The sequence below is a fragment of the Cronobacter sakazakii genome, assembly GCF_000982825.1.
In the GTDB taxonomy this organism is placed as follows: domain Bacteria; phylum Pseudomonadota; class Gammaproteobacteria; order Enterobacterales; family Enterobacteriaceae; genus Cronobacter; species Cronobacter sakazakii.
Map to the genome: position 1 here is coordinate 703,944 of NZ_CP011047.1, position 14,983 is coordinate 718,926.

The 14,983-nt window shown below is 57.6% G+C and carries 15 protein-coding genes and 1 pseudogene; 4 read left to right on the plus strand and 12 right to left on the minus strand.

Translation table 11 applies throughout. From position 1 onward, the window contains the following. Positions 1-5 precede the first annotated feature (5 nt). Both CSK29544_RS03315 and pepQ read right to left on the minus strand, forming a co-directional pair. A complete protein-coding gene (locus tag CSK29544_RS03315; protein ID WP_007891432.1) occupies positions 6-617 on the minus strand; it encodes an IMPACT family protein in 612 nt (203 codons plus the stop codon). After that, positions 617-1,948: a Xaa-Pro dipeptidase gene (gene pepQ / locus CSK29544_RS03320; protein WP_007891431.1), complete on the minus strand. Its 1,332-nt coding sequence runs from the start codon at positions 1,946-1,948 to the stop codon at positions 617-619. The genes CSK29544_RS03315 and pepQ overlap by 1 nt, the downstream gene beginning before the upstream one ends. A 189-nt stretch (positions 1,949-2,137) precedes the next feature. Here pepQ and fadB point away from each other — a divergent pair, with 189 nt between their 5' ends. The 3 genes and pseudogenes from fadB (at position 2,138) to CSK29544_RS25080 (ending at position 5,984) form a co-directional block, all read left to right on the plus strand. Then, positions 2,138-4,327, plus strand: coding sequence for a fatty acid oxidation complex subunit alpha FadB (gene fadB / locus CSK29544_RS03325; RefSeq protein ID WP_007853893.1), 2,190 nt, complete (start codon positions 2,138-2,140; stop codon positions 4,325-4,327). A gap of 10 nt (positions 4,328-4,337) precedes the next feature. Next, positions 4,338-5,501, plus strand: a complete 1,164-nt coding sequence (fadA, locus tag CSK29544_RS03330; RefSeq protein ID WP_007891420.1) for an acetyl-CoA C-acyltransferase FadA — start codon at positions 4,338-4,340, stop codon at positions 5,499-5,501. Between the two features lie 135 nt (positions 5,502-5,636). Beyond that, a pseudogene (locus CSK29544_RS25080) lies at positions 5,637-5,984 on the plus strand (hypothetical protein). 27 nt (positions 5,985-6,011) lie between these two features. Here CSK29544_RS25080 and fre read toward each other — a convergent pair. After that, positions 6,012-6,713: an NAD(P)H-flavin reductase gene (fre, locus tag CSK29544_RS03340; protein WP_007891415.1), complete on the minus strand. Its 702-nt coding sequence runs from the start codon at positions 6,711-6,713 to the stop codon at positions 6,012-6,014. Between the two features lie 45 nt (positions 6,714-6,758). Further along, complete coding sequence (gene ubiD / locus CSK29544_RS03345) at positions 6,759-8,243, minus strand: 4-hydroxy-3-polyprenylbenzoate decarboxylase (RefSeq protein WP_007891413.1); 1,485 nt, start codon at positions 8,241-8,243, stop codon at positions 6,759-6,761. A 183-nt stretch (positions 8,244-8,426) separates the two neighbouring features. Here ubiD and rfaH point away from each other — a divergent pair, with 183 nt between their 5' ends. Continuing rightward, the gene (gene rfaH / locus CSK29544_RS03350; RefSeq protein WP_007766492.1) at positions 8,427-8,915 is read left to right on the plus strand and encodes a transcription/translation regulatory transformer protein RfaH; all 489 of its coding nucleotides are present in this window, start codon (positions 8,427-8,429) and stop codon (positions 8,913-8,915) included. Between the two features lie 47 nt (positions 8,916-8,962). Here the strand turns inward: rfaH and CSK29544_RS03355 are convergent, their stop codons facing one another. The 8 genes from CSK29544_RS03355 to ubiE form a co-directional block, all read right to left on the minus strand. Further along, complete coding sequence (locus CSK29544_RS03355; protein WP_004385511.1) at positions 8,963-9,295, minus strand: glycine zipper family protein; 333 nt, start codon at positions 9,293-9,295, stop codon at positions 8,963-8,965. A 123-nt stretch (positions 9,296-9,418) separates the two neighbouring features. Next, positions 9,419-10,222: a 3'-5' ssDNA/RNA exonuclease TatD gene (gene tatD, locus CSK29544_RS03360; protein ID WP_171965161.1), complete on the minus strand. Its 804-nt coding sequence runs from the start codon at positions 10,220-10,222 to the stop codon at positions 9,419-9,421. 28 nt (positions 10,223-10,250) lie between these two features. Then, complete coding sequence (gene tatC, locus CSK29544_RS03365) at positions 10,251-11,012, minus strand: Sec-independent protein translocase subunit TatC (protein WP_004385513.1); 762 nt, start codon at positions 11,010-11,012, stop codon at positions 10,251-10,253. Between the two features lies 1 nt (position 11,013). After that, entirely contained in the window at positions 11,014-11,574 is a 561-nt protein-coding gene (gene tatB / locus CSK29544_RS03370) for a Sec-independent protein translocase protein TatB (RefSeq protein WP_004385514.1), read from the minus strand. A 3-nt stretch (positions 11,575-11,577) separates the two neighbouring features. Continuing rightward, the gene (tatA, locus tag CSK29544_RS03375) at positions 11,578-11,841 is read right to left on the minus strand and encodes a Sec-independent protein translocase subunit TatA (protein WP_007704573.1); all 264 of its coding nucleotides are present in this window, start codon (positions 11,839-11,841) and stop codon (positions 11,578-11,580) included. Positions 11,842-11,919: 78 nt separating this feature from the next. Beyond that, positions 11,920-13,560 (minus strand): ubiquinone biosynthesis regulatory protein kinase UbiB, encoded by a 1,641-nt coding sequence (gene ubiB, locus CSK29544_RS03380; RefSeq protein ID WP_007891403.1) that lies wholly within the window; start codon positions 13,558-13,560, stop codon positions 11,920-11,922. Continuing rightward, the gene (gene ubiJ / locus CSK29544_RS03385; RefSeq protein WP_004385517.1) at positions 13,557-14,162 is read right to left on the minus strand and encodes a ubiquinone biosynthesis protein UbiJ; all 606 of its coding nucleotides are present in this window, start codon (positions 14,160-14,162) and stop codon (positions 13,557-13,559) included. The genes ubiB and ubiJ overlap by 4 nt, the downstream gene beginning before the upstream one ends. 11 nt (positions 14,163-14,173) lie before the next feature. Further along, positions 14,174-14,929 (minus strand): bifunctional demethylmenaquinone methyltransferase/2-methoxy-6-polyprenyl-1,4-benzoquinol methylase UbiE, encoded by a 756-nt coding sequence (gene ubiE / locus CSK29544_RS03390; protein WP_004385518.1) that lies wholly within the window; start codon positions 14,927-14,929, stop codon positions 14,174-14,176. Positions 14,930-14,983 lie beyond the last annotated feature (54 nt).

Sequence of the window (14,983 nt, forward strand, 5' to 3'; positions counted from 1 at the left end):
GATTATTATTCAACCGACAACAAATGCAATGCACCACGGCTAAAGTCGGCAAGCTTTGCCGAAAAAGCCGCCACCTGCGTATGCGGAAGCGCCACGCGCAATGCCACATTGGCCTGAAACGCGCTTTCAACCACCTTGCCGTTAAACTGACCGAGCAGCCCTTCTACACCCGCGAGCTGCGCGTAATCGCACAGCAAAGTATATTCCGTCAGCGGCACTTTGAGTGTCGTTTCAAGCCGCGTTAACGCCTGTTGAACGCCGCCACCATAGGCTTTGACCAGCCCGCCGGTGCCAAGCTTGATGCCGCCGAAGTAGCGCACCACCACGGCGGTGATTTCGCCAACGCCGCTGCCCATCAGCTGCGCCAGCATCGGTTTTCCGGCCGTGCCCGCTGGTTCGCCGTCGTCCGAGAACCCGAGTTGCTGCGAATCATCGGGCGCGCCCGCCACCCACGCCTGGCAATAATGCCTGGCATCCGGGTAATCGACGCGCGCCTGCGCAACAAACGCTTTGGCCGCTTCCACGCCCTCGGTATGGCCGAGCAACGTAATAAAGCGGCTCTTTTTAATCTCTTCCGTAAAGATCACCGGCGAGGCCGGAACAGGCCAGCTCTCCATCAGGCGAGCTTCAGATCCCGGGTCATGTTTTCCACGCCGTGCTCGTGAATCACCACGTTATCCTCAATACGGATACCGCCGAACGGCTTCAGCGCCTCGATTTTCTGCCAGTTGAAGTGCTTGCTGAACGGGCCTTCTCGCCACGGCACCAGCAGCGACTCAATAAAGTAAATGCCCGGCTCAATCGTCAGCACCATACGCGGCTGCAATACGCGCGTGCAGCGCAGATACGGATATTTCGCCGGTGCAGCCAGATGCGTGCCGGTATCGTCCTGCATAAAGCCCGCGACATCATGCACCTGCAAGCCCAGCGGATGCCCGATACCGTGCGGCATAAACGGCCCGGTAATGTCGGCTTCCACCATCGCTTCTTCGCTAATGTCCGTGACAATCTGATGACGGCGCAGCAGCTTCGCGATGCGCTGATGGAACTGAATGTGGTAATCGATATAACTGACGCCCGCTTTCATGGTGCCAATCAGCGCCAGCTGTTCTTCATTCACGTCTTTAATCAGAGCCGCGAAATCGCTGTCGCCGTCGGCCGCCCAGGTGCGGGTCAAATCGGCTGCATAACCGTTATATTCGGCGCCCGCGTCCAGCAGGAAGCTGCGCATCTCAGACGGCGCGCGATGATCGAGCCGGGTGTAATGCAGCACGGCGGCGTGCTCATTGAGCGCCACGATATTGCTGTAAGGCACATCGGTATCGCGATGGCCGGTCGCGGTCAGGTACGCGAGGTTAATATCGAACTCGCTCATGCCGGACAGAAACGCCTCATGCGCAGCGCGATGGCCGTTAACTGCCGTCTTCTGCGCTTCACGCATGCAGGCCAGTTCGTAATCTGTCTTATACGCGCGGTAAAAGTGCAGATAATCAATCACGCCTTTCGGGTTAATTTTATCCGCCGGGACGTCCAGCTTCAGCGCGCGCTCCGACACCGGGCCGATATAGGCGATGTTGCCACGCGCGGCAGGCAACTGACCGCCGATGTCATCGGCTTTCGGCAGCGCGATAATGTCTATCTCTTCCGTCCAGAACGCGCTCGGCAGCGGCTCGACGTTATGCCAGTAATCCACCGGCAGGTAAAACCACAGCTTCGGCTTGTTCACGCCATCCACCAGCAACCAGCAGTTTGGCACCTGCGTCACCGGCACCCACGCTTTGAACTGCGGATTCACCTTAAACGGATACGGATAATCGTCTAAAAAGACATTAAACAGCTCCCCGGAATGGATAAGCAGCGCGTCCAGATTAAAGCGGGCAAGCACGTTGCGGGTACGCTCCTGGAGCGTATCCAGATGATTTTTATAGAGGGTGGTCAGCGAATCCATACTTTACCTTTAAAGTTTGAGCTCTCAACTCCGGCATCTTAGCACACCGGTTTATTCCCTGAGCGTTTTCCACCATCCGTGATCGCGTTTGCAAATATTTAAACAGTAATTTGCATTTCATTAACATCAACCCCACACTCCGCTTCATCTGGTACGACCAGATCCCCTTGCTGGATTCAGGAGACCGACATGCTCTACAAAGGCGACACCCTGTACCTTAACTGGCTGGAAGACGGCATTGCCGAACTGGTGTTCGATGCCCCCGGCTCGGTGAATAAGCTTGATACCGCGACCGTAGCAAGCCTCGGCCACGCGCTTGATGTGCTGGAAAAACAGCACGATCTCAAAGCCCTGCTGCTGCGCTCGGAAAAAGCCGCGTTTATCGTCGGCGCTGACATTACCGAATTCCTCTCGCTGTTCCAGGTGCCTGCTGAGCAGTTAAGCCAGTGGCTGCATTTTGCCAACAGCGTATTTAACCGTCTTGAAGATCTACCGGTGCCGACCCTTTGCGCCATTAACGGCTACGCGTTAGGCGGCGGCTGTGAATGCGTGCTGGCGACCGATTTCCGTCTCGCCACGCCGGACGCCCGTATCGGCCTGCCGGAAACCAAACTTGGCATCATGCCAGGCTTTGGCGGCTCGGTACGCCTGCCGCGCCTGCTGGGTGCTGACAGCGCGCTGGAAATCATCGCGGCCGGTAAAGACATCACCGCCGACGCGGCGCTAAAAGTGGGCCTGGTTGATGCGGTCGTGAAACCGGAAAAACTGATCGAGGGCGCGCTGCGTATGCTGCGCCAGGCCATCGACGGCGAGCTCGACTGGCAAGCCCGCCGCCAGCCGAAGCTTGAACCGCTGCGCTTAAGTAAAATCGAAGCGACTATGAGCTTTACTATCGCCAAAGGCATGGTGATGCAGACCGCGGGCAAACACTACCCGGCACCGATGACGGCGGTGAAAACCATCGAAGCGGCCGCAGGGCTGGGCCGTGATGAAGCACTGGCGCTGGAGAATAAAAGCTTTGTGCCGCTGGCGCGCTCCAGCGAAGCGCGCGCGCTGGTCGGCATCTTCTTAAACGACCAGTACGTCAAAGGCCTTGCGAAAAAACTGACCAAAGAGACCGAGACGCCGAAACAGGCGGCGGTACTGGGCGCAGGCATCATGGGCGGCGGCATCGCCTACCAGTCAGCCTGGAAAGGCGTGCCGGTCATAATGAAAGACATTAATGAGAAATCACTGACACTCGGCATCAGCGAAGCCAGCAAGCTGCTGAATAAACAGCTGGAGCGCGGCAAAATCGACGGGCTGAAGCTTGCAGGCGTTATCGCCACCATCCATCCGACGCTGGATTACGCCGGCTTTGAGCGCGCTGACGTGGTCGTCGAGGCGGTGGTCGAAAACCCAAAAGTGAAAAAAGCGGTGCTGGCGGAAACCGAAGAAAAAGTCCGCCCGGATACCGTGATTGCCTCCAATACCTCGACGATTCCTATCAGCGAGCTGGCAAGCGTGCTGAAGCGCCCGGAAAATTTCTGCGGCATGCATTTCTTTAACCCGGTGCACCGTATGCCGCTGGTTGAAGTGATCCGCGGCGAGAAAACCTCCGACGCCACGATTGCGAAAGTGGTGGCCTGGGCCAGCAAAATGGGCAAAACGCCGATTGTGGTGAATGACTGCCCTGGCTTCTTCGTCAACCGCGTACTGTTCCCCTACTTTGCCGGTTTCAGCCAGCTGCTGCGCGACGGCGCTGATTTCCGCCAGATAGACAAAGTGATGGAGAAACAGTTCGGCTGGCCGATGGGCCCGGCGTACCTGCTGGATGTCGTCGGCATCGATACCGCGCACCACGCGCAGGCCGTGATGGCGGCGGGCTTCCCGCAGCGCATGCAAAAAGATTACCGCGATGCTATCGACGCGCTGTTTGACGCCGGTCGCTTCGGACAGAAAAACGGTAAGGGTTTCTATGCCTATCAGGAAGACAGCAAAGGCAAACCGCGCAAAGTGCCGGATGACGCGGTAGACAGCCTGCTTGCCGAAGTGAGCCAGCCGAAGCGCGCGTTCAGCGATGAAGAGATCGTGGCGCGCATGATGATTCCGATGGTCAACGAAGTGGTGCGCTGCCTGGAAGAAGGCATTATCGCAAGCCCGGCCGAGGCGGATATGGCGCTGGTCTACGGTCTCGGCTTCCCGCCGTTCCACGGCGGCGCGTTCCGCTGGCTGGATACGCAGGGCAGCGCGAAATACCTTGATATGGCGCAGCACTATCAGCATCTCGGCCCGCTTTATGAAGCGCCAGCGGGGCTTCGCGATAAAGCGAGCCACAATGCGCCTTATTATCCCCAGGTTGAACCCGCCCAACCGGTGGGCGAACTGCAAACGGCTTAAGGAGTGACGAATGGAAAAGGTTGTAATTGTTGATGCTATCCGCACCCCGATGGGCCGTTCCAAAGGCGGCGCGTTCCGTCAGGTGCGGGCAGAAGATCTTTCCGCACACCTGATGCGCAGCCTGCTGTCGCGTAACCCGCAACTGGAAGCCAGCGCTATCGACGACATCTACTGGGGCTGCGTGCAGCAGACGCTGGAGCAGGGTTTTAACATCGCCCGCAACGCCGCGCTGCTGGCGGAAATCCCGCACAGCGTGCCCGCTGTGACGGTCAACCGTCTGTGCGGTTCGTCAATGCAGGCGCTGCACGACGCCGCACGCATGATCATGACCGGCGACGCCAGCGTTTGTCTGGTGGGCGGCGTGGAGCATATGGGCCATGTGCCGATGAACCACGGCGTCGATTTTCATCCGGGTTTAAGCCGTAACGTCGCGAAAGCGGCGGGCATGATGGGGCTGACGGCGGAGATGCTTTCGCGTATGCACGGCATCAGCCGTGAAATGCAGGACGCTTTCGCCGCTCGCTCGCACCAGCGCGCCTGGGCCGCCACACAGGCCGGGCATTTTAAACAGGAAATCATTCCGACCAGCGGCCACGACGCCGACGGCGTGCTTAAGCGCTACGACTTTGACGAAGTGATCCGCCCGGAAACCACCGCCGAAGGGCTGTCGCAGCTGAAACCTGCGTTCGACCCGGCAAACGGTACGGTCACGGCGGGCACCTCGTCAGCGCTCTCCGACGGCGCGGCGGCGATGCTGGTTATGAGCGAATCGCGCGCCCGCGAACTCGGCCTGACGCCGCGCGCGCGCATTCGTTCGATGGCGGTAGTGGGCTGCGATCCGTCGATTATGGGTTACGGCCCGGTGCCCGCCTCCAGGCTGGCGCTGAAAAAAGCCGGTCTGACCGTGAGCGATATCGATCTGTTTGAGATGAACGAAGCCTTTGCCGCGCAGATCCTGCCCTGCATTAAAGATCTGGGCCTGATGGAGCAGATCGACGAGAAGATCAATCTTAACGGCGGCGCGATAGCGCTCGGCCACCCGCTTGGCTGCTCCGGCGCGCGTATCAGCACCACGCTGATTAACCTGATGGAGCGCCGTGACGCCGAGCTTGGCCTTGCCACGATGTGTATCGGCCTGGGCCAGGGCATCGCGACGGTCTTTGAGCGAGTGTGAGTCAGACAACGCGCCTGGTATCAGGCGCGAAGAGAGAAAGTTTAGTTGCCGTTCTTCCCGCCTGTCAGGGGCGGGTTTTTTATTTTCCACATTTGTGCCAGGCTTTTTTAACGACTCTACACTTCAGGGAAAACCATGAAGGGATGCTTTATCTTCGCGCCGCTTGCCGCCGCGCTTTTTTGCACCACTTCTGCACGGGCAGAGCTGTCAGAGGAGACGCTGGCGTAGCGCTGCCTGACCTCGCTTATCAACACATGGCAGGATCACGCGTATATGCAAAAAGTCCTGACTGAATCGCGCGTTGTACCGGAAAGCGTGGTGGTGGAACGGTATGACGAAAACGTCGGCCAACAGCATATCGCGACCCAGCTCACCGCGAAGCTCGATCATCCAGTGCGCAAAAACATTACGCTGCTTTGCCTGCTGGAAAACGATAAACCGTTATATGTCTGGTCAGGAAAGGAGATTGCCGCCAGCCCGTAAACAGGGCTGGCGTTATGCGGACACGACTCAGATAAACGCAAAGGCGTCGCCGAACAGGCGGTCTTCGCGCGCGGCGCGCTCGTTGCAGAACAGATCGCGGGCGATCTTCGCCATCTCGAAACGTCCCGCGATGTAGATATCGTGTCCGGCAAGCGTACCGAAATCCTGCATCACTGCCGTCAGTACCGTGCCGCTGCGACCGCGCCACGTCTCATCCGGCTGCTCGACCACCGGAACAATCTTCAGGTTCGGATGGTCAACCGACAGCGCTTCCAGCTCTGACAGATCGTAAAGGTGTTTCTCTTCGCGCCCGCCCCAGTAAATCGTGATATCGCGATTCGGGTTGCGCGCCAGCGCCGTCAGCAGAATTGAGCGCGCGTAGGAGAAGCCCGTACCGCCAGCAATCAGGATCAGCGGACGCTCTTCGTCATCGCGCAGCCAGGCGTCACCATGTGGAATATCGACCACGATTTCACGCTCTTTGAGAATGCGGTCCATCACCGCCATCGCGTAGAGGTTAAGTTCCGACGCGCCGATATGCAATTCGATAAAGCCCTGCTCATCCGGCGTGGAGGCCATAGAAAAAGGGCGCTTGTCCCGCTCATCCATTACCACCATCAGGTACTGACCTGCGCGAAACGAAAAGGCCGCTTCCGGCACTAAACGAACGCGATAAACGGTATCCGTGATGGCTTCTACCGAGGTCACTTTACAGCTTAAGGTTGTCATGCGTTCCCTCTGTCGGGTCAATAATGCAACTGCAACGGCGGCGCGTCAGGCGCCTTTTCCGTCATGAAAAATCGCGAGCTCATCCCAGATGGCGTCGATACGCGCCGTCACGTTGGGATCTTTCTTAATGGGAATTCCCCACTCGCGCTGCGTTTCGCCCGGCCATTTGTTGGTCGCGTCGAGGCCCATTTTGGAGCCAAGTCCCGATACCGGCGAGGCGAAATCCAAATAATCGATCGGCGTGTTCTCCACCATCACCGTGTCGCGCGCCGGGTCCATGCGTGTGGTGATCGCCCAGATCACATCGTTCCAGTCGCGCGCGTTAATGTCATCATCACAAACGATCACGAACTTGGTATACATGAACTGGCGCAGGAATGACCAGACGCCCATCATCACGCGCTTCGCGTGGCCAGCGTACTGCTTACGCATGGTCACGACGGCAAGCCGGTACGAGCACCCTTCCGGCGGAAGATAAAAATCCACGATTTCCGGGAACTGTTTTTGCAGGATAGGCACCAGCACTTCATTGAGCGCCACGCCCAGCACCGCAGGTTCATCTGGCGGGCGGCCCGTATAGGTCGAGTGATAAATCGCGTTTTCACGCTGCGTCACATGCGTCACGGTAAAGACCGGGAAGTTATCTATCTCATTATAGTAACCGGTGTGATCGCCATACGGGCCTTCCGGTGCCATTTCGCCGGGTTCAATATAGCCTTCCAGCACGATTTCAGCGCTGGCCGGGATCTCAAGGTCGTTAGAAAGACACTTCACCACTTCAGTTTTGGTGCCGCGCAGCAGGCCCGCGAATGCGTATTCGGAGAGCGTATCCGGCACCGGCGTCACCGCGCCCAGAATCGTCGCCGGGTCAGCGCCCAGCGCGACAGCGACCGGGAAGCGTTCGCCCGGATGCGCCTGGCACCACTCCTGGAAATCGAGCGCGCCGCCGCGATGCGACAGCCAGCGCATAATGAGTTTGTTTTTGCCGATTAACTGCTGACGATAGATGCCCAGATTCTGGCGCTCTTTATGCGGGCCGCGAGTGACCGTCAGGCCCCACGTAATAAGCGGCGCGGCGTCATCCGGCCAGCACTGCATGATGGGAATGCGGTTCAGGTCGACCTCATCGCCCTGCCACACTTTCTCCTGACAAGGCGCGTTACGCAGGCGCTTCGTTGGCATGTTCAGCACTTGCTTAAACTGCGGCAGCTTGTCGAAGAGATCGCGGAAGCCGCGCGGCGGCTCCGGCTCTTTCAGGAATGCCAGCAGCTTACCGACTTCACGCAGCGCGGAGATATCGTCCTGCCCCATGCCCATCGCCACGCGTTTCGGCGTGCCAAACAGGTTGCAGAGCACCGGCATGGTATGGCCTTTCGGGTTTTCAAACAGCAGCGCCGGGCCGCCCGCGCGCAATGTGCGGTCGGCTATTTCCGTCATCTCCAGGTAAGGATCGACAGGCAATGTAATGCGCTTGAGTTCGCCTTGCTGCTCCAGCAGCGCCAGAAAATCGCGTAGGTCGTGGTATTTCATGCAGTTATTCGTGGCTTTAAAATAAGCTTTTTATTATACGGTGTTCGCCGCAGGCATGCCGTAATTTTGTTAAATTAACGTGAATCATCACCACAGGCTATAGCACTGCGCGGTATAATGCCCTTAGCGATCCTGAGGTGGTTTTGTTATGCTGGCGCGTCCGGCCATGTAAGAAGAGTCATTATGCAATCCTGGTATTTACTGTACTGTAAACGCGGGCAGCTTCAGCGCGCTAAAGAGCACCTTGAACGACAGTCGGTGAACTGCCTTACGCCAATGATTACGCTTGAAAAAATGGTACGAGGCAGACGCACCTCCGTCAGCGAGCCGCTGTTTCCGAACTACCTTTTCGTTCGCTTTGACCCGGAAGATATTCATACCACGACGATAAGCTCCACCCGCGGTGTCAGCCATTTCGTTCGTTTTGGTTCGCACCCGGCCGTGGTGCCGCAGACGGTCATCGAGCAGTTGCTCGACTGGCACCCGGAAAACGTGACTGATCCGGATACGCCGCATACCGGCGATATGGTGGTGATTACCGAAGGCGCGTTTGAAGGGTTGCAGGCAATTTTTACCGAGCCCGATGGCGAAGCCCGTTCTATGTTGCTGCTGAATTTGCTGAACAAGCAGGTGCTGCAAAGCGTGAAGAATACCGAATTCCGTAAAGTCTGACGCGCAACGCAGACAGCAAAACGGCGGCTCAGTGCCGCCGTTTGTCATTAGTGCGTCGCTTCGCCAATAACGCCGCCCGCGCCTGCGCCAACCGCTGCGCCTTTCAGCACGCTTTTCCCGGTTGCTGCGGCAACGCCCGCGCCCACGACCGCACCCGCAACGCCACCTTTACGCGCCGCTTTGCCTTTATCGCCCTTTTTCAGCATCGCGCCGGTGCCTGCGCCAATGACCGCGCCGCCCACGGCGCTTTTGACATCTTTGCCTGCAATGGCACCCGCTGTCGCGCCAAGCACCGCGCCGGTCGCCGTTTTATCCATCGCCATCACCGGCGCGCTGGTGAGCAGCATCAGTGTCACAATGCCCGTAATTGTCTTTTTCATTATTGTCCCTCAGCTGTGTAATACAGGGGAAATCCCCGGCGGGAAGCATATCACCGGGCTTTGAGAGGGAAAGGCACCAGCAGCGTGCAAAAATCCACACTCTGCCGGTTTCAGCAGGCAGCGTTACGCAGGCGACGCGTTTTTCAGAAACAGACGGGCGGCATTGGCATCCGTCGTGGCCTCAAGCCAGGCGGGATCTTCACCGCGCCACTGCGCGACTTGCTTAAGAATATGCGGCAGCCAGCATGGCTCGTTGCGACGCGATTTTGGCCTGGGGGCGAGATCCCGAGGCAGCAGATAAGGCGCGTCTGTTTCCAGCAGCAGGCGATCGGCGGGAATAACCGGCAGCAGGGCGCGTAGTTCAAGCCCGCGACGCTCGTCGCAAACCCAGCCGGTAATACCGAGGTAAAGACCGCGTGCCAGTGCCTCTCGTGCCTCCTGTTCGGTGCCGGTAAAGCAGTGCAGTACCGCGCCCGGCAGTTTATCGAGCCACGGATCGAGCAACTCAAGAAAGCGCGCATGGGCATCGCGACAGTGCAAAAACACCGGCAGCGCCAGCTCTGCCGCCAGCCGCAACTGTTCTGTAAAGGCATGCTCCTGTTCGGCAGGCGTTGAAAAATTCCGGTTGAAATCGAGCCCGCATTCGCCAATCGCCACGACCTGCGCCTTCCCTGCGAGCGCACGCAGCCGCGCCGCGCTTTCATCATTCCAGCTACTGGCGTCGTGCGGGTGAACGCCCGCGGTCGACCAGCAGCCCTCGTAACGCCTGGCGAACGCGCAAGCCTTTTCGCTTTCCTCAAGCGACGTGCCGGTAAAGAGCATATTGCTGACGCCTGCCGCACGGGCGCGGGCAATCATCTCATCCCTGTCATGGTCAAACTGAGAGCTGGTTATATTCAGGCCAATATCAAACATTGCGCTTTCCATATGAAAACCGCCCTGACGGGCGGTTACGTTATTCTTCTGCTTCTTCTTCGGCATCCTGCTCTCGCGGACGCCGTTTACCGACGTAAAAGCGTGAGAAGAAAATCCCGACTTCAAACAGGCAGTACATCGGTATCGCCAGCAGCGTTTGCGAGAACACATCCGGCGGCGTGAGCAGCATGCCGACGACGAACGCGCCGACGAGCACATACGGGCGTTTGGCACGCAAGTCCTGCGGCGTGGTCACGCCCATCCAGCACAGCAAGACGATAGCGACTGGCACTTCAAACGACACGCCGAAGGCCATAAACAGCGCCATGACGAAATCGAGATAGCTGGTGATATCGGTCGACACCACAACGCCGACAGGCGCGGTTTTCGTTAAGAAGCCGAACGCCAGCGGGAACACCACGAAATAGGCGAAGGCCATACCGATATAAAACAGCAGCGTACTGGAAACCAGCAGCGGGATAATCAGGCGTCGCTCATGCTTGTACAGCGCCGGGGCGACAAACGCCCAGACCTGATACAAAATCACCGGTGCGGAGAGGATCACCGACACCATCATGGTCAGCTTGATAGGCGTGAAAAACGGCGACGCCACGTCGGTAGCAATCATACTGGCACCGTGCGGCATCTGGCTTATCAGCGGGGCAGCGACCAGCTGATAGATATCGTTGGCGAAGTAGACCAGCGCCAGAAAAATCACCAGCACCGCGACGATGCAGTTCAGCAGTCGCTTACGCAGTTCAATCAGATGACTGATTAGGGGTTGGGTATCTTCAACAGCCATGTCAGGATTTATCACTCACGGTGGATGCGGCTTCAGGTTTCCGCGTGCTGGCGGACGCGTCCGGCGACGTATCAACGCCATTTTCAGGCTCGACAGGCGCTGCCCCGGTCTCTTCCGCGTGCGCCGTCTCCGTCACAGGCTTCTGCGCAGGTGACTGCGCCTGATGCTCAGCTTTCGCTGGCGTAACGCCTTCATGCTGCGCTTCGTTGCCTTTCACCAGCGGATTATGAATGGTGTGGGCGTCGTCGCTCGCTTTTTCCGGATCGTTAACGCTGTAAGAGCGCTTCATCGATTCCGCCGCTTCGCGTAGTTCGTCCATCGACGCTTTCAGCTCTGGCGTCAGGTTATCGATGCTCGCTTTTTCCACTTTCTTCAGGCTTTCCTGAAACTCCTGAAGCTTAAGCTCCTGGGTCAGTTCATTCTGCACGGTGGTTGCAAGCGATCGCAGCGCACGAACCCAGCCTGCAACCGTGCGGACAGCCACAGGCAAACGCTGCGGCCCCAGCACGATAAGCCCGATAACAAAAACCAGCAGCAGTTCGCCAAAACCAATATCAAACACGGATTACACCTGCTCTTTATCACGTTTTTTCGCGTCGTCAGCGGTGACGTCGCTTTTGGTTTCGCCGATTTGTTTATCCTGCGCAGAAGGCGCGGTGAAATCCGCATCCTGCTGGTGCTTTTGTTTGTCGTCGTCACCCATCGCTTTTTTAAAGCCTTTGATGGATTCACCAAGGTCAGAGCCCAGCGAGCGTAGTTTTTTGGTGCCAAAAAGCAGAACAACCAGAACCGCGATAATCAATAACTGCCAGATACTGATGCCACCCATACATTTCCTCAGTTACCAGTGATAATGGTATTCATCAGGCCACAGTATACCTGTGGCCGTTTCATAACAATGTCTGCGCTAGTCGGTACGCCGCCAGCCGATAAGCCAGACGAGAATACCGCCTGCCATCAGCCATCCGGGCGACATGCCCCAGTCAGGACGGTTGATAAAGAGCAGCGTGCTGCTCAGCATTAGCGTGGCGCCAATGCCGAACAGATAGCGCGACTGCCCTTGCTTCACACGATGCTCCTGCAGCTCATGGGCAATCTTATCAACACTTTGTTGCAGTTGTTTGCCTTGCCGCAGGCTGTTGTAGACCAGTTCAGGAATTTCCGGGATTTTTTCCGCCCAGAATGGCGCTTTCTCTTTAAAGGAGCGCACCAGCGCCGGGAAGCCCACCTGATCTTTGATCCAGCTTTCCAGAAAAGGTTTCGCCGTTTTCCACAAATCGAGCTGCGGATAGAGCTGACGCCCTACGCCCTCAATATACAGCAGCGTTTTTTGCAGCAGCACCAGCTGCGGCTGCACTTCCATATTAAAGCGGCGCGCGGTGTTAAAGAGATTCAGCAGCACGTGGCCAAACGAGATTTCCGCAAGCGGCTTTTCAAAAATAGGTTCGCAAACGGTACGAATGGCGGATTCGAACTCTTCTACATTGGTATCCGGCGGCACCCAGCCCGAATCCACATGCAACTCCGCCACGCGGCGATAGTCGCGGTTGAAGAAAGCGATAAAGTTTTCCGCCAGATAGCGCTTATCTTCTTTATTGAGCGAGCCCACGATGCCGCAGTCGATGCCAATGTATTGCGGATCGTGCGGGTGATCGTGGCTGACAAAAATATTCCCCGGATGCATATCACCGTGGAAAAAGCTATCGCGGAAAACCTGGGTGAAGAACACCTGAACGCCGCGCTCAGCCAGCAATTTCATGTCGGTGCCGTTGGCTTCCAGCGCCGCGACATCATTGACCGGGATGCCATAGATGCGTTCCATGACCATCATCGTCGGGCTGCAATAGTCCGAATAGACTTCCGGCACGTAGAGCATCGGGCTGTTTTCGAAATTACGGCGCAGCTGAATGGCGTTCGCCGCTTCGCGCAGCAGATCGAGTTCATCCAGCAGCGTTTTTTCATACTCGCGCACCACTTCCATCGGGCGCAGGCGGCGGCCATCCGGCAGCAGGCGCGGCACCCAGCGCGCGAGACGGTAGATAAGCTTCATATCCGCCTTGATGACCGGCAGGATATCGGGGCGGATCACCTTAATGACCACCTCTTTGCCGTTCTCTTTCAGCCGGGCGGTGTGCACCTGCGCGATTGAAGCGGAAGCAAGCGGCGTAATATCGAAATCATCAAACCACTCCTCGACGGGACGATCGCCCATGGCTTTTTCGATCTGCTGTTTAGCGAGCTTACCGTCAAAGGGTGCGACGCGATCCTGCAACAGTGCCAGTTGATCGGCGATTACCGGCGGAAAGAGATCGCGACGCGTCGACAGCATCTGACCGAACTTAATCCACACCGGCCCCAGCTCCTGCAACGCCAGACGAAGTCTCGTACCAAGCTCAAGATCTTTGTGCCGGTTCGGCATCCAGAACAACCCGCGACGCCAGATCCGCAGCGGCAGCGTCAGGCGCATGCGTGGAATCAGCTCATCCAGGCCGTAGCTCAGGAACGTTTTGATAATGAAATAAAGGCGCCGAATTTCACCTGGCGTCATTTGCCCTCCAGTTTATCCAACCGTTTGGTTAACGCTTCCAGTTGGCGCTCGACGGCCGAAATCTCTTCGGCAAACCAGGCGATTTCCAGCGCGCCCGGCGCGACGCGCCACTCTTCGGTAATCGCTTCCGCCAGATAGCGCTGATTACGCGTAAAGCCTTTTTGCAGCAGTTGCCCGCCGCGACGCATAACGCGCCCGATGCCTTCCGCGGCGATATCGCCAACCCACGGGGCCAGCAGCCCGGCGGGATCAAATTCGGCCATGTCCATCAGCGCCACAAAATTTTGCACCACCTGCAGATCGCCCTGCACTTCCAGCTCGCCGCTGCGAATAAGCGCAGTCAGCTGCTGGCGGTCCTGGAGCTTCGGCAAAACGGAAAGGCGTGTGATAACGGTACAGTCCGCCTCGCCTTCCCATTTACTGAGCACATCCAGTTGTTGCTCGCTGAACACCAGCACCAGCGGCGTGGAAAGCTCTTCAAGCGTGATGCGCAACACTTTGCCCTGCAAACGCTGGCGCGGCGCTTTCAGCGCGCTCTCGCGGTACAGAAAAGTGTTCAGCGCGCCTTCAATGCCAGCCATCATTAGCGGTGTGAAAGGCATCCGGCACCTCCTCAGAATTTGTAGCCGCGATGCAGCGCTACGATCCCGCCGGTCATGTTGTAGTAGTTGACGTTCTCGAAGCCCGCGTCGTTCATCATCGCTTTAAGGGTTTCCTGATCCGGGTGCATACGGATGGATTCAGCGAGATAACGGTAGCTGCCAGCGTCTTTCGCCACCAGCTCGCCGACGCGCGGCAGAATGTGGAAAGAGTAAGCGTCGTAGGCTTTGTTCAGCGGCTCGAACACCGGTTTGGAGAACTCCAGCACCAGCAGACGGCCACCCGGCTTCAGCACGCGAAACATGGAACGCAGCGCTTTTTCTTTATCGGTGACGTTACGCAGGCCGAAGGAAATCGTGATGCAGTCAAAGGTGTTATCCGGGAACGGCAGCGCTTCCGCGTTGGCCTGGACATACTCGACGTTGCCGACGATGCCGATATTGCGCAGCTTCTCGCGCCCCATTTTCAGCATCGAATCGTTGATATCCGCCAGCACCACTTTGCCGCTCTCACCCACCAGACGGGAGAATTTAGCGGTTAAATCGCCGGTGCCGCCCGCGAGATCCAGGACTTTCTGGCCGCGACGCACGCCGCTGCAATCGATAGTGAAGCGCTTCCACAGACGATGAATGCCGAACGACATCAGATCGTTCATGACATCATATTTCGCCGCCACGGAGTGGAAGACCTGCGCCACCATATCCGCTTTTTGCTCTTTCGCTACGGTCTGGAAGCCAAAGTGCGTTGTATCTTGTGAATCTTCAACCATCTCAGTGCCTGCTTATCAAGGAAATGTTTGTGAAGTGTAACAGATTGGCCGCAA